This window comes from Neobacillus sp. GCM10023253 (assembly GCF_042653105.1).
Lineage (GTDB): Bacteria > Bacillota > Bacilli > Bacillales > Cytobacillaceae > Neobacillus > Neobacillus citreus.
In genome coordinates this window covers 380,175-397,382 of record NZ_JBHSHV010000012.1, presented here as the reverse complement: position 1 = coordinate 397,382, position 17,208 = coordinate 380,175, and the positions used below count along the sequence as shown (strand labels likewise).

General features: G+C 40.6%; 19 protein-coding genes and 1 pseudogene. 16 read left to right on the top strand and 4 right to left on the bottom strand.

Features of this window, described 5'->3' with window-relative positions; genetic code table 11:
- Positions 1–52 precede the first annotated feature (52 nt).
- Complete coding sequence (locus ACFPA1_RS16110; protein WP_213144787.1) at positions 53–193, bottom strand: sporulation histidine kinase inhibitor Sda; 141 nt, start codon at positions 191–193, stop codon at positions 53–55.
- Positions 194–681: 488 nt separating this feature from the next.
- On the opposite strand from ACFPA1_RS16110, the gene ACFPA1_RS16105 reads away from it, so the two are divergent.
- Genes ACFPA1_RS16105 through ACFPA1_RS16070 form a run of 8 tightly spaced genes read left to right on the top strand, consistent with a single transcriptional unit; the run spans position 682 to position 5,708 of the window.
- Entirely contained in the window at positions 682–1,197 is a 516-nt protein-coding gene (locus tag ACFPA1_RS16105) for a YqeG family HAD IIIA-type phosphatase (protein WP_213144788.1), read from the top strand.
- Positions 1,198–1,200: 3 nt separating this feature from the next.
- Entirely contained in the window at positions 1,201–2,307 is a 1,107-nt protein-coding gene (gene yqeH, locus ACFPA1_RS16100) for a ribosome biogenesis GTPase YqeH (protein WP_378584109.1), read from the top strand.
- A 27-nt stretch (positions 2,308–2,334) separates the two neighbouring features.
- Complete coding sequence (aroE, locus tag ACFPA1_RS16095; RefSeq protein WP_378584107.1) at positions 2,335–3,165, top strand: shikimate dehydrogenase; 831 nt, start codon at positions 2,335–2,337, stop codon at positions 3,163–3,165.
- A gap of 3 nt (positions 3,166–3,168) precedes the next feature.
- Entirely contained in the window at positions 3,169–3,459 is a 291-nt protein-coding gene (yhbY, locus tag ACFPA1_RS16090) for a ribosome assembly RNA-binding protein YhbY (RefSeq protein ID WP_213144791.1), read from the top strand.
- A gap of 17 nt (positions 3,460–3,476) precedes the next feature.
- Positions 3,477–4,046 (top strand): nicotinate-nucleotide adenylyltransferase, encoded by a 570-nt coding sequence (locus ACFPA1_RS16085; protein ID WP_378584412.1) that lies wholly within the window; start codon positions 3,477–3,479, stop codon positions 4,044–4,046.
- Positions 4,036–4,605: a bis(5'-nucleosyl)-tetraphosphatase (symmetrical) YqeK gene (gene yqeK, locus ACFPA1_RS16080; protein ID WP_378584104.1), complete on the top strand. Its 570-nt coding sequence runs from the start codon at positions 4,036–4,038 to the stop codon at positions 4,603–4,605. Before ACFPA1_RS16085 ends, yqeK begins: the two co-directional genes overlap by 11 nt.
- Positions 4,606–4,962 carry a ribosome silencing factor gene (gene rsfS, locus ACFPA1_RS16075; RefSeq protein ID WP_213144793.1) on the top strand — a complete coding sequence of 119 codons (357 nt, stop codon included), beginning with the start codon at positions 4,606–4,608 and terminating at the stop codon, positions 4,960–4,962.
- Positions 4,959–5,708 carry a class I SAM-dependent DNA methyltransferase gene (locus ACFPA1_RS16070; RefSeq protein WP_378584102.1) on the top strand — a complete coding sequence of 250 codons (750 nt, stop codon included), beginning with the start codon at positions 4,959–4,961 and terminating at the stop codon, positions 5,706–5,708. The genes rsfS and ACFPA1_RS16070 overlap by 4 nt, the downstream gene beginning before the upstream one ends.
- A 65-nt stretch (positions 5,709–5,773) precedes the next feature.
- Here the strand turns inward: ACFPA1_RS16070 and comER are convergent, their stop codons facing one another.
- Positions 5,774–6,598, bottom strand: coding sequence for a late competence protein ComER (gene comER / locus ACFPA1_RS16065; protein WP_378584100.1), 825 nt, complete (start codon positions 6,596–6,598; stop codon positions 5,774–5,776).
- Between the two features lie 87 nt (positions 6,599–6,685).
- On the opposite strand from comER, the gene ACFPA1_RS16060 reads away from it, so the two are divergent.
- The 3 genes and pseudogenes from ACFPA1_RS16060 (at position 6,686) to ACFPA1_RS16050 (ending at position 10,267) form a co-directional block, all read left to right on the top strand.
- Positions 6,686–7,339, top strand: coding sequence for a helix-hairpin-helix domain-containing protein (locus ACFPA1_RS16060; protein WP_241113846.1), 654 nt, complete (start codon positions 6,686–6,688; stop codon positions 7,337–7,339).
- Positions 7,340–7,412: 73 nt separating this feature from the next.
- Positions 7,413–7,859 (top strand): annotated as a pseudogene (locus tag ACFPA1_RS16055) (ComE operon protein 2); the annotation flags it as partial.
- Between the two features lie 77 nt (positions 7,860–7,936).
- Positions 7,937–10,267 (top strand): DNA internalization-related competence protein ComEC/Rec2, encoded by a 2,331-nt coding sequence (locus ACFPA1_RS16050; RefSeq protein ID WP_378584099.1) that lies wholly within the window; start codon positions 7,937–7,939, stop codon positions 10,265–10,267.
- A gap of 67 nt (positions 10,268–10,334) precedes the next feature.
- Here ACFPA1_RS16050 and ACFPA1_RS16045 read toward each other — a convergent pair whose 3' ends face one another.
- Positions 10,335–10,469: a YqzM family protein gene (locus tag ACFPA1_RS16045; RefSeq protein WP_213120113.1), complete on the bottom strand. Its 135-nt coding sequence runs from the start codon at positions 10,467–10,469 to the stop codon at positions 10,335–10,337.
- Positions 10,470–10,810: 341 nt separating this feature from the next.
- Here ACFPA1_RS16045 and holA point away from each other — a divergent pair, with 341 nt between their 5' ends.
- On the top strand, positions 10,811–11,827 hold the full coding sequence (gene holA / locus ACFPA1_RS16040) for a DNA polymerase III subunit delta (protein ID WP_378584097.1): 1,017 nt from the start codon (positions 10,811–10,813) through the stop codon (positions 11,825–11,827).
- Between the two features lie 34 nt (positions 11,828–11,861).
- Here the strand turns inward: holA and rpsT are convergent, their stop codons facing one another.
- Positions 11,862–12,122 (bottom strand): 30S ribosomal protein S20, encoded by a 261-nt coding sequence (rpsT, locus tag ACFPA1_RS16035; protein WP_213120116.1) that lies wholly within the window; start codon positions 12,120–12,122, stop codon positions 11,862–11,864.
- A 221-nt stretch (positions 12,123–12,343) separates the two neighbouring features.
- Here rpsT and gpr point away from each other — a divergent pair, with 221 nt between their 5' ends.
- From gpr to lepA, 4 genes are all read left to right on the top strand, one after another.
- The gene (gene gpr / locus ACFPA1_RS16030) at positions 12,344–13,459 is read left to right on the top strand and encodes a GPR endopeptidase (protein WP_213144799.1); all 1,116 of its coding nucleotides are present in this window, start codon (positions 12,344–12,346) and stop codon (positions 13,457–13,459) included.
- 105 nt (positions 13,460–13,564) lie between these two features.
- Positions 13,565–14,764 carry a stage II sporulation protein P gene (gene spoIIP, locus ACFPA1_RS16025; protein WP_213144800.1) on the top strand — a complete coding sequence of 400 codons (1,200 nt, stop codon included), beginning with the start codon at positions 13,565–13,567 and terminating at the stop codon, positions 14,762–14,764.
- Between the two features lie 18 nt (positions 14,765–14,782).
- Positions 14,783–15,109 (top strand): DUF3679 domain-containing protein, encoded by a 327-nt coding sequence (locus ACFPA1_RS16020; RefSeq protein ID WP_213144801.1) that lies wholly within the window; start codon positions 14,783–14,785, stop codon positions 15,107–15,109.
- Positions 15,110–15,219: 110 nt separating this feature from the next.
- Positions 15,220–17,055, top strand: a complete 1,836-nt coding sequence (gene lepA, locus ACFPA1_RS16015) for a translation elongation factor 4 (RefSeq protein ID WP_213144802.1) — start codon at positions 15,220–15,222, stop codon at positions 17,053–17,055.
- Positions 17,056–17,208: the final 153 nt, after the last annotated feature.

The following is a 17,208-nucleotide window of genomic DNA, read 5'->3' as shown; positions in this document are numbered from 1 at the left end:
CAAAAATAGCGCCTGCTTTTGGGCAAAAAGAAAAGCCCATTTGGGCAGTTAATTATGATGATTTTTTTATTTTATAAGAAAGGGACCGACGGCGAATTTCGGACTCAATAAGGTTAATAAATTCGCTGCTTAGGTTTAATTCTCTTGCTTTAAAGTAAGATTCAATCAGTAATTCATCGGAAAGTTTACGCATGTCTGATTCCACCTCCGGTTTATAAATTGATGGTTCTATTTTAGTAAAAGGGAACATAATATAGTAAGTTCAGATGGTGTACCCTAAATCTACCAAATTTATTCCTGTAGAACAATCGTTCTAATTATCCACAGGATAAGGTGGATAACTTGTGATTAGCTTGTTTATAAAGCGATGAAAAGTGTATGATTCAATGGGTATAATGTTAATAACGTTATCCACAGGTGTAGGGAAAGTAGATGTTTGTCGAAAAATATTTTTATTTTTTTATGAAACTGCCTTTTTCTTCATAAATCTGATATGATTCTGCCTATTTTGCATACATACATATCATGTATTGTCGGGATTTGAAGAACAATAAGATTAAGAATAAAATGGTTTTGCTTTTTCTTTTGAAACCAAAGTTAAAATTAGTTATGATGGTACAAGAATAGGGAAATCCTTGGCTTCATCACCAAAGATTAGTAATTTAATGAGGTGTACGCTTAGTGCTAAAACAATTTTTACCTGATGAACACGTGAAGAGCATTCTTGAGATATCTCCGGAACAATTAAAATCAAGAGGCATAAAGGGAATTATTACTGATTTGGATAACACATTGGTGGAATGGGACCGTCCAAACGCAACTCCCGCTTTAATTAAATGGTTTGAGGAATTAAAAAAGCAAAATATTCTAGTTACAATTGTTTCAAACAATAACAAAGAACGGGTAGGAGCCTTTGCAGATCCTCTCGATATTCCGTTTATTTTTCAAGCCCGAAAGCCGCTTGCAAAGGCTTTTAAGAAAGCAATTACACAAATGGGCATAAAAAAGGAAGAGGCTGTCGTGATTGGCGATCAGCTGTTAACCGATGTGCTTGGCGGAAACCGCAGCGGCTTTCATACCATTTTGGTGGTGCCTGTTGCCCAGACAGACGGCTTTTTCACAAAATTTAACCGTTTTGCAGAACGGCGGATTTTAAATTGGTTTCGAAAAAAAGGAATGGTTTCATGGGAGGATTAATTAGTGAGTGACCTACAACATATATGCATAGGCTGCGGAGTAAAGGTTCAGACAGAAGACCCTGAGAAAATTGGTTATGCTCCCGCTTCCGCATTGGAAAAAGAAACAATTATTTGTCAAAGATGCTTTCGTCTCAAGCATTATAATGAAGTACAGGATGTCAGCTTAACAGATGACGATTTTTTAAAAATACTAAATGGAATCGGCAAAACCGATGCGTTGGTTGTCATGATAGTCGATATTTTCGACTTTAACGGCAGTTGGCTTCCTGGGCTCCACCGGTTTGTCGGGGGCAATAAAGTGATCCTCGTTGGCAACAAGGTCGATCTGCTGCCGAAATCAGTTAAACATAATAAGTTGATTCATTGGATGAAGCAGGAAGCACGGGAGCTAGGGTTGCGTCCTGAGGAGGTATTTTTGGTCAGTGCGGCAAAGGGCTGGACGATGAAAGAAACAGCCGCTGCCATAGATGAATACCGCGATGGAAAGGACGTCTATGTAGTCGGCTGTACGAATGTTGGAAAATCTACCTTTATCAATCGGATTATAAAAGAGGTGACCGGCGAAGGGGATATCATTACGACCTCTCACTTTCCTGGCACGACGTTAGATATTATCCAAATTCCGCTTGATGACGGAAAATCACTAGTGGATACACCGGGAATTATCAATCACCATCAAATGGCGCATTTTGTTGATAAAAGGGATTTAAAAGTGATTACGCCTAAAAGAGAAATCAAGCCGATGGTTTTTCAATTGAATGAGGGGCAGACATTATTCTTTGGCGGGCTGGCCCGGTTTGATTACGTAAGCGGAGGCAGAAGATCTTTTGTTTGTTATCTTTCCAACGATTTAAACATCCATCGGACAAAAATCGAAAATGCCGATGAGCTTTATGAAAAACATGTTGGGGAAATGCTGACCCCTCCTCGGCAAGAGCATCTGGAAACATTTCCGGAGCTTGTCAAACAAGAGTTTTTCATTAAGGAAGCCAAGACAGATATTGTTTTTTCAGGTCTTGGCTGGGTGACTGTCAATGAACCAGGAGCTAAGGTAATCGCCTATGTTCCCAAAGGTGTTCAAGCATTATTACGAAAATCATTAATATAAAAAGTGAAACTGGGTGGGGAGAAATACGTGAAAAAGCTATATGCGGTTATTGGATATCCAATCGGGCACTCCATGTCCCCGGTGATGCACAATGATTTATTTTCTTTTTATCAAATCGATGGCCATTATCTCCCTTTTCAAGTGGCGCCGGAGAACCTCGAGGATGCTGTGAAAGGCTTAAAAGCAATTGGAGTTGGTGGATTTAATGTAACTATTCCTCATAAAAGCAGAATCATCCCTTATCTTGATGGGGTAGACGAACTGGCGAATGCAATTGGTGCGGTAAATACCGTCGTTAACGAAGACGGCCGTTTTATTGGTTATAATACAGACGGATCTGGATTTCTAACGGGATTGGAAAACCAATTTGCTTCTATTGAAGGAAAAAAAATTCTTGTGATTGGAGCGGGCGGTGCGACCAGAGGTATTTATTTTACTTTGGCAAAGGAAAAACCCGCTAAGATTGACATTGCCAACCGGACCGTGGAGAAAGCTTGGAGTCTCATTAATGATTGTCCGTATCCCAATTCATCAGCTGCCTTTTCTTTGGAGGAAGCGGAACAGGTACTGGAAGATTACGACTTAATTATCCAGACAACCATGATTGGGATGGCGCCGAAAGTTTCTGAACAGCCGATTAAACTCGACAACTTAAAGAAACAGGCAATTGTTTGTGATATTGTTTACAATCCGCTGAAAACAAAATTTTTACAAGATGCGGAACAAAAAGGTGCACAAATTCAAAATGGGATTGATATGTTTGTTTTTCAAGGGGCTCTTGCTTTTGAAAAATGGACAGGGACTTTCCCGGATGCAGAACGAATGAGAGCAATTGTGCTCAAACAACTCGGAGGTTAATACATGTTAACAGGAAAACAGAAACGATTTTTACGTTCAAAGGCCCATCATTTAGATCCGATTTTTCAAGTTGGAAAGGGCGGCGTAAATGAGAACATGGTGAAGCAAATTGCTGATGCTCTTGAGGCAAGGGAACTCTTTAAAGTAAGTGTCCTACAAAACTGCGACGAAGATAAAAATGTGGTTGCCCAGCAGCTTGCTGATGGGGCAGGGGCAGAATTAGTACAGATTATCGGAAATACGATCGTCCTTTATAAGGAATCGGTTGAAAATAAACAAATTACTCTTCCCTAAAGTAAAGGTGGGGTTGTATTGTGAAGGTTGGAATTTTGGGCGGAACGTTTGATCCACCACATTTCGGACATCTTTTGATTGCTAATGAGGTTTTAGCCGCTCTTTCGCTTGATGAAATTTGGCTCATGCCGAATCGAGAGCCTCCGCATAAGAAAAAATCGGAATCGATTTCGAACAATGACAGGCTTCAGATGCTGGATTTGGCCATTGAAGGGAATCAGGCATTCAAAATTCAGCCAATCGAACTTGACAGGGAGGGGCCATCTTATACCCTTGATACGATGAAGGTCCTTAATGAAACCTATCCCGGGCATCAATTTCATTTCATAATTGGTGCGGACATGATTGAATATTTGCCTAAATGGCATAAAATTGATGAACTGGTTAAGCTTGTCCAATTTGTCGGCGTACAAAGACCTTCCTACAGCCATCTTACAGAGTATCCTATTCTGTACGTTGATGTACCGGCGATGGAGGTATCTTCAAGTATGATTAGAGAAAGATTTAAAAACGGAAAAACTGCGCGTTATTTAATGCCTGATTCCATCATCCACTATATTGAGGAGAACCATTTATATGGAACGTGATGTAGCATTAAAGCTTGTAAAGGAACAATTAACGGAGCATCGCTACCAGCATACCTTAGGCGTAATGGAAACAGCCATTGCGTTAGCTAGAAGGTATGGGGCAGATGAAAAAAAGGCCGAAACGGCTGCTATTTTTCATGATTATGCCAAATTCCGCCCAAAAGAGGAAATGAAGGAAATTATTAGGACCCAGGGTTTTTCTCAGGATCTGCTCAGGTTTAATGCTGAACTTTGGCATGCTCCTGCCGGCACCTATCTTGTTGGGAAGGAAGCAGGGATTAAAGACAGAGAAATTCTCGATGCTATCCGTTACCATACATCAGGAAGGCCGGGGATGAGCCTGCTTGAAAAAATTATCTATTTAGCGGATTATATTGAACCAGGCAGACACTTTCCGGGTGTTGAGGAAGTACGGGAAATGGCAAACGAGAATTTAGATAAAGCATTGATCCAATCAGTCAAAAATACGATATTATTTTTAATGAAAAAAAATCAGACTGTCTATCCAGAAACGTTTCATACGTATAATGATTTAATCCAAAATGGAAGGGATGAGTAAATGGACAATCAAGAACTACTTCAATTGACAGTTAAAGCAGCGGATGATAAAAGGGCTGAAAACATTCTTGCACTAAACATGAAGGGAATTTCGCTAATTGCCGATTACTTTATGATTTGTCATGGAAATTCCGATAAGCAGGTTCAGGCAATCGCAAGAGAAATTAGGGAAAAAGCCAATGAAAACGGGCTTGATGTGAAGAGAATGGAAGGTTTTGATGAAGCGCGGTGGGTGTTAATCGATTTGGGGGACGTTGTTGCCCATGTCTTCCATCGTGACGAAAGAAGCTATTATAATTTGGAGCGCTTGTGGGGAGATGCCCCGCGGGTTGACGTCTTGAGTGAATTAAATTCATGACAAGCTACCAGCATTTCGCCTATCTTTATGACGAACTCATGAAGGACGCACCATATGATGAATGGATTCGATTTGTGGAAGAGAAGCTTGCCAAATACGATATTAAAGGCAGAAAGCTGCTTGACCTAGCCTGTGGAACAGGGCAGCTTTCTGTTCGTTTTGCCAAGCAGGGCTTCCAAGTGACCGGATCTGATTTATCGGCTGACATGCTGGCTGTTGCCCAAGCAAAAGCAGAAGCAGAGGGGCTTGTGATTCCATTCTTTGAACAGAATATGGCTGAATTCGAAAACCTGGAACAGTTTGATGTCATCGGCATCTTTTGCGACTCCTTGAATTATTTGGAAACGGAACAAGAGGTTAAAGAAACCTTTTTGCATGTTTTTCAACATTTACAGCAGGGCGGACTTTTTATTTTTGATGTTCATTCTATTTATAAAATCACTCAAGTCTTTATGAACCAAACCTTTGCTTTAAATGAAGACCATATCGCTTATATTTGGAATAGCTTCCCAGGGGAGGAGCCAAATAGCGTGGAGCATGAGCTAAGCTTTTTTGTCTTGGATGAAAAGTCAGGAAGATATGATCGTTATGATGAGCTTCATTATCAGCGAACCTTTAGTGTTCAGCAATATTCTGATTGGCTGGCTGAGGCAGGTTTTCAATTATTAGAGATAAATGCTGATTTTGAGCATGCTAAACCACAAACCCATTCAGAACGAATTTTTTTTATTGCACAAAAAAAATAAAGCCATCATAAAAAAGATGGCTTTTTTTTATTTATTCTTGCAGGAATTTGCGGAAATTTGGCGAATTAATGTTTTGAGATATGCAATTCTACTTTATCAAGATCTTCCTTGAATTTTGCGTGGGTGGCTTGAAATACATGTTCAAACATTTCCCCAAGCTCATTGTCGAGCACCTTAATTCCTTCTCCGGTAATTCCGCCTTTCACACAAACTTTTTCCTGGAGCGATGGTAAGGTATAATGGCCTTGCTTAAGCAATTCACCAAGACCTACAATCATCTCACTGGCCAAAACTGTGGCTACTTTTTCATCGATTTCCGTTTCCTTTACGGCTGCATTAATAAATGCCTGCAGCAAATAACTGAAAAATGCAGGTCCGCAGCTGACAATATCCGATGCTACTCTTGTTACCTTTTCATCAATATCAACTGGGACTGAAATCTTCGTCATTAAATTGTCCATTTCCAATCTCCAATTATCCCGACAGCTTTCCCCATAGGTCATTAAGGAAACTCCCGAAAGAGCCCGATTCGTGATGCTTGGGATGACTCTTACCACAGAACAAGAAACCTTACTCTCAATTTGTGCTGTACTGATAGGGCTTGTTATCGAAACAAGACATTTATTTTCCGTCAAATGGGGATTGATCTTATCTATCACCTTAAAAACATCTAATGGCTTTACACAAACAAATATTAAATCGGATTGTGCCGCAACTTCTACTTCATTTGCCCCAACCCTAATTTCCTTGTATTTATCTTTAAGCAGCATGGCTTTAGCGATCGTTCTGTTCGTAATCAGCATCGAAGAAGGAGATACGGCTTCTCCGTCAATTAACGCTTCCACCAAAATCCTCCCCATATTACCGGTGCCGATAATGCCAATATTCATTGTTTCGACCCTCCTTCACCTCAGAGTTTCTTTTATAACCTTATGAGGAATGTTTGTAAAATATACCTTTAGAAAGGATGGATCCAAGTGAAAGACTGGTTGATGGAACATAAGAGTTATGCTGTTGCTGTTGCATTGCTTGTCGTGGTCTTGATTTTTTATTTTTACCAAAACGGTGCTAGTGAGGCTATCCAACCGCAGCCCTTAGCGACTGATCAAGTATCAGAGGCAGGCAGTATTCAAGAAAAATCCGATGAAATTATGGGGAAGAAACAGAGTCAAACAGCTCCAGTGATCATGGTAGATGTAAAGGGACAGGTGAAACAGCCAGGTGTTTATAAAGCCTCAGAGGGGGAGCGGGTTATTGATGTGGTTAGCCGTGCGGGAGGTGTAACCGAACAGGCCGAGCAAGGCCAAGTGAATTTTGCTGAACGGGTAAAGGATGAAATGGTCATTTATATTCCGGCAAAGGGTGAAGGGGCGGTGGTTCTCCCGGAGGCATCGGGAAATGGAGTAATGGTCTCAGGGGGGACAGGTCAGAATGAAGGGAAAATTAATCTCAATAAAGCGGAGGTCAATGAACTGCAAAACCTGCCTGGTATAGGGCCGGCAAAGGCAGCGGCGATCATCGATTACCGGGAAACAAGCGGACCCTTTAAACGAGCAGAAGATTTAAAGAATGTCAGCGGAATCGGTGAAAAAACGTATGAAAAATTAAAGGATTTGGTTACGGCGCCATAATTCTATCATTGACGTTCATGGACAAGCACTATTAAACTTAAACAAAGAAAACATCATCAAGGGAGTGGCTAAGGTGAATCGTATTTCATGGGATCAATATTTTATGGCGCAAAGTCATTTGCTTGCACTGAGGAGCACTTGCACCCGGCTCACAGTTGGGGCGACCATTGTTAGGGATAAGCGGATTATCGCCGGGGGCTATAACGGTTCCATTGCCGGCGGAGACCATTGTATCGATAAAGGTTGTTATGTCGTAGATAATCATTGTATTCGTACTATTCATGCTGAAATGAATGCCCTTTTGCAATGTGCAAAATTTGGCGTTCCGACAGCAGAAGCGGAAATTTATGTGACCCATTTTCCTTGTTTGCAATGCTGTAAAGCGATTATCCAGGCTGGCATTAAAACTGTTTATTATGCTGAAGATTATAAGAATCATCCTTATGCAATTGAACTGTTTAAACAAGCGAATGTAAAAGTGGAAAAGGTAGAATTAACCGAATCAGTGATAGATTTTCGAAAGGTTAATTCATAACCTTTGTTTGGCGCCGGACTTGAATCCGGCGTCAATATTATTCAAAGACTGGAGAAGGCACGATGACCGGAAAATATATTTATTTTGCAGTTGCAGCTCTTTTAGGAGTATTGGCGGCACTGAACCATTTTCTGCCCTATTTTATGTTGTCCATCCTTTATCTGTTTGTTTTGCACCATTATAAAAAGTTTCAACCATACCTATTATCTGTAATAACCGCAGTATGGCTTGTATTTTTCCTCTTTGGCTTTCAGGCAGCCAACCACAATCATACGAAAATTCCTGAGACTGTCTCTTTATTTTCCCTTGAATATATTCAAGACCCCAAAATAGATGGTGATTTATTACAAATCCAGGCAAAAGAGCATGTTTATAAAGAAAAACTCCTTATCCGCTACAAAATGAATTCACAACAAGAAAAAGAAGACCTTAAAGATAAGTCTTTTTATGGTTATGTATGCAAGCTGTCTGGTGATTTGAAGAAACCAAAGATAGCTAAAAATCCGAATGGCTTTGACTATCGTAATTACCTTAAAACAAAAGAAATTTACTGGATTGTTGAAAGTAAGGAAAATCCTCTGAGTAACTGTACTCCTGTAAAGAGAAGTTCCCCGTTCACTCTCATTCAAGATCTCCGCTTTATGGGAATACATTACCTCGAAAAACAGTTTCCAACCGAAATTGCATCATTATCTTCCGCTTTAATTTTTGGCGAGAGGGGAATGCTTAGCCTGGATTTACAGGAGGATTATCAAAAGACAGGACTCGTTCATTTATTGGCGATCTCAGGACTCCATGTTTCCCTCCTGATCGGGATGGTTTTTTATATGGGGATAAGATTGGGTTTGACTAGACAGACGATGACGAATTTTCTTTTGATGGTATTGCCTGTATATGTCATCTTAACTGGCGCGTCTTCGTCAGTAATTCGTGCAGGGCTTATGATTTTTCTTGTTCTGGCAGTAATAAAGTGGAAGAACCAGCTTAAATTGCTGCCCCTTGATGCCATAAGCCTTGCCTGTATCATATATCTGACCTTTAATCCGTTGGTGCTGTTTGACGTCGGCTTTCAATTATCGTTTACAGTAAGTGCCGCCATCATCTTGTCTGCAAAGTATATTTTGGGGAAATACTCGATTACTATTATCCAAATGATTGTCATTTCCGCAGCCTCTCAATTAACCGCACTCCCTTTTCTGCTGTATCACTTCTTTGGATTGTCCTTCATAGGAATAGTGGCTAACTTAATCTATATCCCGTTATTTTCATATGTTTATCTTCCTGGATTGTATGGTTTATTTTTTATTCAACTTGTATTAGGGTGGACTCCGGGAATCCTCATAAAATTCTTCATGTCTATAATTACCCTTTTTAACACTTTAATTGCTTTACTTGCTGATTTAAACTTTGCTGCATTAGTGCCCGGAAGACCAAATCTTTTCTTTTTACTATTTGATATTGTGGTGATTGTTTGTATTTTTTACATTTGGGAAAAGAGGGGGTATCCAAATAGAAAATGGCATCTTGTCGGTTTATCTGCCGCTCTATTGACATTTCAATCAGGCTGGAACTGGGCCGACCCCTTTGGTGAGGTAACGATGATCGATGTGGGACAAGGAGATAGTATCTTCATCCATTTTCCCCGTGGTGGCGGGAATTATTTGATTGACACGGGTGGAACGATGAATTTTATGGATGAAAATTGGCAGAAGCGGGCGAAACCGTACGAGGTGGGAAGAGATGTTGTTGTTCCATTTTTAAAGGGAAAAGGGATCACAAAAATTGATAAATTAATCTTAACACACGGGGATATGGATCATATCGGGGGTGCCAAATCTATAATAAAAGAACTTAAAGTAGAAGAAATTCTTCTGCCCTCAGTCGCCGAACCATCTGCCATGGAGGAAGAAATCAAGGCGAAGGCTGAAAAAAAGGGAATAAATCTCGTTCACGTTTCTTCTGGATATCGATGGGGAAACGCGGATCATCAATTTTATATACTTAGTCCGGATGAGAACTTTAAAGGAGAACGAAACAGCGGGTCGCTTGCCATTTTTGCCCGTTTCGGAGGGTTGAATTGGTTTTTTGGCGGAGATTTGGATAAGCCGGGTGAGGAAAGAATTATCCAGAGATATCCAGAATTAACGGTGGATGTCCTTAAAGCTGGACATCATGGGAGTAAAACATCAAGCTCTGAAGCCTTTATTCGGCAGGTTAAGCCTAAAGCGGCCATTATTTCTGTTGGGGAAGATAATCGATTTGGACACCCCCATCAGGAGGTGATTAAGCTTTTAAAAGAAGTAAATGCGGTAATTTATCGAACTGACCTGCAGGGAGCGATTACTTACAGTTTTTATAAAAATACAGGAACCTTTTCTACGTTTTTGCCATAAGATACATCACTTAATGAAAAAGAGGCTGCGGGTAATACAGCCTCCTGAAACTCTTATGTAGCATTAATTAAGAACCGATCAGCTTAATGACTGTAGCAATGATAAACATTACAGCAAAAAAGCCAAAAGACACACCAAATCCAACCCCTGAATCAATTGCATCGTTACGCTTGCTTTGCGGATTTTTTTCAAATTGGTTCACAGTCTACCCCTCCTATTTCACAATATAGTATAAGCGATTTCCTTAAAAAAATCCAGCCTCCCCTAAATGCTTTTCCTGTACTGACAAGTGTTGTCAAAATAGTTTGACTAACAAAGGGCTACAATAAGCTTACCAAAGGAACTCCGCCTGACATATCGGTACCTAGGGCTGATAAAAGCAGGCGTTCATTATAGATCGGGAATTGGCACTATGGAGAATGCTGTCAATTCCCTTTTAATTATTCGGAAATAACTATTTCGAACCTGGCGTTTTGTACTTGTCAAATTGTCCAAGCTTCATTACGATAATAAAGAGTGAAATAAAGGGGAGCGCTGGACAAAATGGTAACAGATGTATGGCGAAAAATTAAACAAAATCATATTGCTCCTATTTATTTATTATATGGAACAGAAAGCTTTTTAATCAATGAGACCAAGCAATTGCTGCTAAACCATATATTAAATGAAGAGGAAATGGACTTTAATTTTGCAGCCTATGATTTGGAGGAGACTCCGCTTGAAATTGCAGTAGAGGATGCGGAAACCTTTCCGTTTTTAGGCGAGAGAAAGGTTATTTTTTTACATAATCCGATTTTTTTAACAGCTGAAAAATCGAAAGAAAAAGTCGAGCATAATATAGCAAAGCTTGAAGCCTATATACAGGAGCCTGCACCGTATACTGTCTTGGTCATTTCGGCACCTTATGAGAAATTAGATGAACGAAAGAAAATTACAAAAGAACTTAAACGAACTGCAGAGGTCGTCGAGGCCAAAAAATTAAATGAACATGAACTAAAAAATTGGGTGAGGGACCGGGCGAAGATAGCAGGAATCGAAATCGAGACTGATGCTGTGGAGCAGCTCCTCGCGCTTTCGGGCACCAACTTGTTCATGCTGTCGAGTGAATTAGAAAAGCTTGCTTTATATGCTGCAAATGAGAAAAGAATTGATACGGCGCTTGTGGAAAAATTGGTTGCTCGTTCATTGGAGCAAAATATTTTCACGCTAATCGAAAAAGTGGTGCAGCGGAAATTGGAGGAAGCATTAAGGATTTATTTTGATTTGTTAAAGCAAAATGAGGAACCAATCAAAATATTGGCTCTGCTTTCTAATCAATTTCGCCTAATTTATCAAGTGAAGGAGCTGTCACGACGCGGATATGGCCAGCAGCAGATTGCCGGTTTCTTGAAGACCCATCCATTTCGAGTGAAGCTAGCTCTCGGAAAGGCAGCGCAATTTACGGACGAGGAGCTTGCAAATCTCATGAGCCTCCTTGCCGAAGCCGACTATCAAATGAAAACCGGCGGGATGAATAAGTCATTACTGATAGAAATGTTACTGTTCAAATTAAAGAAATAAAAAAACGATTCCTGAAAAAGGAATCGCTTTTTTATTATAGTGCGTTGATTTTCTTCATTAGGCGAGCTTTTTTACGAGCTGCAGCGTTTTTGTGGATAAGACCTTTTGCAGCTGCTTTATCTAATTGGCTAGCAGCATTTACTAAAGCTTCCTTCGCAGTAGCAGCGTCGTTAAGAGTAACAGCAGCTTCTACTTTCTTTACTGAAGTACGCATTGCAGATTTCGCCATTGTATTTTGAGCATTACGAGATTCGCTAGTTTTTACACGCTTAATAGCAGATTTAATGTTAGGCATCAATTTCACCTCCTGTAAAGAATCGAGACTATATGAACTCGACTAAACATTCATAAACAATTATTCGCAACAAGAGATATTTTATCAAATGGTCAACTAGATTGCAATATAGAATTCATTAGCTCGGCTAGAATAAATTGCATGTTTTCTTTGAAAAGGGGCAAAAATAGGAAATAGTTTCTATTTGCAGGAAATCTTTTTTTTCTAATGGAGGATTGAACATGAAGGAATCTATCGACTTAAGTCAATATTCGGTCCGCACTGATTTAGCGATTGAAGCCAGGGAAATGGTACTGGCCCAATCTGTTGAACAAGAGGAAAACTTGTCTCAAATTGAAGGGGTCATTATTAAAGAAAAAGATGTTGACGATATAAAAATCTCCTTAGTAGAAGTGACGAAACAAGGAGAGGCGCAGCTTGGAAAAAAAGCCGGACGATATTTAACCTTGGAGGTACAGGGGATCCGTCAGCAAAATACGGAAGTGCAGCAAAAAGTGCAGAAAATATTTGCTAGCGAGTTTGCCCATTTTCTAGAGGGGTCAGGGGTTAAGAAAACCGATTCCTGTCTTGTGGTTGGATTAGGGAACTGGAATGTAACGCCGGATGCGGTTGGTCCGATGGTTTGTGAAAACCTGCTTGTGACACGCCATCTTTTCCAGTTACAGCCGGAAAATGTGGAGGAAGGCTACCGATCTGTCAGTGCATTGTCACCGGGAGTTATGGGGCTGACAGGCATTGAGACCAGCGACATTATTTTCGGAGTTGTAGAAAAGATCAAGCCGGATTTTGTAATCGCTATTGATGCCTTGGCATCACGGTCTATTGAAAGGGTAAATTCTACCATCCAAATCTCTGATACTGGCATCCATCCCGGTTCTGGGGTGGGGAACAAACGAAAGGAATTAAGTAAAGAAACATTGGGTGTTCCTGTTATTGCTGTAGGAGTTCCTACAGTGGTTGATGCCGTTTCGATTACAAGTGATACGATTGACTTCATTTTAAAGCATTTTGGCAAAGAAATGAAAGAAGGGAACAGACCTTCAAGAGCACTTGCTCCGGCCGGGATGACCTTTGGAGAACGACGCAAACTGACCGAAGAAGATTTGCCGGAAGAAAAGCATCGTAAAACCTTTCTTGGCATTGTCGGTACACTTCCGGATGATGAGAAACGCAAACTGATTCAAGAAGTCCTTTCACCGCTTGGCCATAATTTAATGGTTACGCCAAAAGAGGTTGATGTGTTTATTGAAGATATGGCAAACCTTCTCGCCAATGGACTAAACGCCGCCCTCCACAGCACCGTTGATCAAGGTAACGCAGGGTTCTATACACGATAAAAATGTTAGAGGCAGTCTGATTTGGACTTGCCTCTAAAAAATGGTTCTACCAACTCTATTAATGTCATAGGATTTACTAGAATCCTTTTTGTGAGAGGTGGAACCATGAAAACCAAAGCTTCAGGAACTTTTATTATGGTGCAAGGGACAAGTGTCCTTAAGTTTATGGCAGCACTGTTTATATTTTTATTGTTTATTTTTTCTATCAGCGGGCTCTTAACATCCTTAAAGCCCCAATATAGACTATCTTCATCCTCTGTCAACCAGGCGGCAACGAAAGTGAACGGTGAACTTCTTTTTCAACTAATGGGCTGGGAAAACCACCACTTCTTAAAAGTGAAGCCTGACTTTACGATGCCAACATTAACGAATTTGGTTTTTAAACTGTCAAGCAACATTAATTTGGATGACCCAAGAAGTATGCTTGGCCGAGAACTGCCAGGATTTTTTCAGTTTGATGGGCAGATATTAGTTGCAGGGGAAGGGACAAATTATACAAATATGCCATTGGAATCCTCGCCGCCGATTGAAATTATGAAAGCGGAACAAGAGGCATCCCTTCAGAATATAGAAGGCTTGGACAAACCTTCGGATAATAATCCGTCACCTGCACCCGGCCAAACGACTGGAGATCGGAAGGTTGTCTACGTTTACTTTACTCATAATCGGGAATCCTATTTACCGTACCTTAAAGGGGTCACCAATCCTAATTTAGCTTTCCATTCGCAAATCAATGTCACAAAAATCGGCGACCAATTAAAAGAAAGCCTTGAAGAAAGAGGAATCGGAACCTTTATTGATAAAACGGATGTTCAAGCGAATCTAAATAAAAAGGGTTTAAAATATTGGGATTCTTATACGGAATCCCGTTCCGTGGTACAAACAGCCATGGCCTCCAACCGGGATTTGCAATATTTAATTGATATCCACCGCGATTCAAAGCGGAAGAAGGATACGACCGTTACTATTAACGGGAAATCTTATGCCAAAATTGCTTTTATCGTCGGTGGTAAAAATCCAAATTATGAAAAAAACGCAAAACTTGCAAATGAATTACACCAACTTTTGGAAAAAAAATATAAAGGTTTAAGTAGAGGGGCATTCGTAAAAAATGAACCTGGAAGCAACAATATCTATAATCAAAACCTTTCTGAAAATGCGATGTTAATTGAATTTGGCGGTGTCGATAATACATTTGAAGAACTGAACAGGTCGGCAGATGCACTCGCAGATGTGTTCAGCGATTATTTCTGGCAGGCAGAAAAGGTGAACAAGGATACGGAGCAATCTACTAATAAACAATAGATGATAGGAGCGTTTCATATGAAAATGTTCATGGTAAAAAGTTTCATTATCGCAGCGCTAATGTTTATTTCAGTTTTAACGGGAATGGAACTGGCGAACAATGGAATCCAAAAAATGAAAGGGTATCAGGATCCCAATTTTCAAAACGCGGTCTCTATAAATGAAACAGGGACTGATCTAAAGGCGACCTTTCTTGGCAAAAATATTTCCAATCATGATATTGAAGCAAAAAAGAAGAAACTTGAAGAGATCAATGCCTATAATTTTTTCTCCTCAATGGGTAGAAAAATGTCAGATGGCTTAACCAAAGCTTCTGAGAGTCTGATTGATTTGGTAGTGAAATAAACGGCGGCACCAGTGAAGGTGCTGCTGTTTTAGTTTTCATTGAATCTTGATAATCCTCTTGTTATAATGAAAAATAGTGTATCTGCGCCAATTTAGTAGGAGTGAACCACATGAATAGAGATGAACGACTGAAACGACAAGAAAAAATCAGAAACTTTTCAATTATTGCCCATATCGATCATGGTAAATCGACCTTGGCCGATCGAATTTTAGAAAAAACCAATGCCCTCTCCTCCCGAGAAATGAAAGCCCAGCTTTTGGACTCGATGGACTTGGAGAGAGAGCGCGGGATAACGATAAAATTAAACGCGGTCCAGTTACAATACAAAGCCAAAGATGGCGAAGAATATATTTTCCATTTAATTGACACCCCGGGACATGTCGATTTCACCTATGAGGTGTCGCGCAGCCTGGCTGCTTGTGAGGGGGCTATTCTAGTTGTCGACGCAGCACAGGGAATTGAAGCGCAAACATTGGCAAACGTTTATCTAGCATTGGATAACAATCTTGAAATCTTACCTGTAATTAATAAAATCGACCTCCCGAGTGCAGACCCAGAAAGGGTGCGCGATGAAATTGAAGAAGTCATAGGGCTTGATGCTTCCGAGGCAGTTTTAGCCTCTGCAAAAGCTGGAATCGGAATTGAAGATATACTTGAGCAGATTGTTGAGAAGGTCCCTGCCCCTGTGGGAGATCCTGGGGCGCCATTAAAAGCACTGATTTTCGATTCGCTATATGATGCCTATCGCGGTGTAATCGCCTATATTCGTATCGTCGATGGGACTGTAAAGGTCGGCGATAAAATTAAAATGATGGCCACCGGTGCGGAATTTGAAGTGACTGAAGTCGGCGTTCATAATCCAAGAGAAGTGCAACGAAATGAATTAACTGTCGGTGATGTGGGCTATCTGGCGGCATCTATTAAAAATGTCGGCGATACCCGTGTCGGGGATACGATCACTAATGCCAAAAACGGAGCTAAAGAAGCGCTGCCTGGCTATCGTAAATTAAATCCAATGGTTTATTGCGGAATGTACCCAATTGATACGGCTAAATTTAATGATCTCCGTGAAGCGTTGGAAAAGCTGCAGCTGAATGATTCCGCCCTGCAATTTGAACCGGAAACCTCACAGGCGCTGGGGTTTGGCTTCCGCTGCGGATTCCTGGGACTGCTTCATATGGAAATCATCCAAGAGCGGATTGAGCGGGAATTTAAAATCGATTTAATTGCGACTGCTCCAAGTGTTATCTATCATGTCCATATGACAGACGGAGAACAGATCAACGTGGACAACCCATCCAACATGCCTGACCCGCAAAAAATCGACCGGGTAGAGGAGCCATATGTGAAAGCAACCATGATGTCGCCAAATGATTATGTTGGCGCAATTATGGAGCTTTGCCAGCAAAAACGCGGCAATTTTATCGATATGCAATACTTGGATGAAAACCGGGTCAGCATTATTTACGAAATTCCGCTTGCAGAGATTGTTTATGATTTCTTTGATCAATTGAAGTCAAATACGAGAGGCTATGCTTCATTTGATTATGAACTGATCGGTTATAAACCGTCCAAGCTGGTTAAAATGGATATCATGTTAAACGCCGAAAAAGTTGACGCTCTTAGCTTTATTGTCCATAAAGACTTCGCCTATGAACGGGGAAAAGTAATTGTCGAAAAGCTGAAGGAACTAATTCCAAGGCAGCAATTCGAAGTTCCTATTCAGGCTGCCGTCGGGCAGAAAATTGTCGCCCGTTCAACCATAAAGGCGATGCGTAAAAACGTTTTAGCGAAATGTTACGGTGGTGACATCTCCCGTAAACGTAAATTGCTCGAAAAGCAAAAAGAAGGTAAAAAGCGGATGAAACAGGTTGGTTCCGTTGAAGTGCCGCAAGAAGCGTTCATGGCCGTGCTAAAGATGGACGACAATAATACAAAAAAATAACTTCAACACGAGGTCAGGACAAGCCCATAAAGGTGAAGCCTGCCTCTTTTTGTTAGCTAATAAGGGATTATAAAATTTTTCCAAATTTTATAATCCCTTAACGCATAAATTCAACTACGCCTCTGTCATCGTCCTAACGGACTCGCCAATCGG

Bases quoted from the DNA above. Each gene is read 5' to 3' on its own strand.
- yhbY (WP_213144791.1), top strand. From the start codon at position 3,169: ATGTTAACAGGAAAACAGAAACGATTTTTACGTTCAAAGGCCCATCAT.
- rsfS (WP_213144793.1), top strand. From the start codon at position 4,606: ATGGACAATCAAGAACTACTTCAATTGACAGTTAAAGCAGCGGATGAT.
- ACFPA1_RS16110 (WP_213144787.1), bottom strand. From the start codon at position 193: ATGCGTAAACTTTCCGATGAATTACTGATTGAATCTTACTTTAAAGCA.
- yqeK (WP_378584104.1), top strand. From the start codon at position 4,036: ATGGAACGTGATGTAGCATTAAAGCTTGTAAAGGAACAATTAACGGAG.
- gpr (WP_213144799.1), top strand. From the start codon at position 12,344: ATGAAGGAATCTATCGACTTAAGTCAATATTCGGTCCGCACTGATTTA.
- ACFPA1_RS16020 (WP_213144801.1), top strand. From the start codon at position 14,783: ATGAAAATGTTCATGGTAAAAAGTTTCATTATCGCAGCGCTAATGTTT.
- rpsT (WP_213120116.1), bottom strand. From the start codon at position 12,122: ATGCCTAACATTAAATCTGCTATTAAGCGTGTAAAAACTAGCGAATCT.
- ACFPA1_RS16070 (WP_378584102.1), top strand. From the start codon at position 4,959: ATGACAAGCTACCAGCATTTCGCCTATCTTTATGACGAACTCATGAAG.
- holA (WP_378584097.1), top strand. From the start codon at position 10,811: ATGGTAACAGATGTATGGCGAAAAATTAAACAAAATCATATTGCTCCT.
- comER (WP_378584100.1), bottom strand. From the start codon at position 6,598: ATGAATATTGGCATTATCGGCACCGGTAATATGGGGAGGATTTTGGTG.
- lepA (WP_213144802.1), top strand. From the start codon at position 15,220: ATGAATAGAGATGAACGACTGAAACGACAAGAAAAAATCAGAAACTTT.
- spoIIP (WP_213144800.1), top strand. From the start codon at position 13,565: ATGAAAACCAAAGCTTCAGGAACTTTTATTATGGTGCAAGGGACAAGT.
- ACFPA1_RS16050 (WP_378584099.1), top strand. From the start codon at position 7,937: ATGACCGGAAAATATATTTATTTTGCAGTTGCAGCTCTTTTAGGAGTA.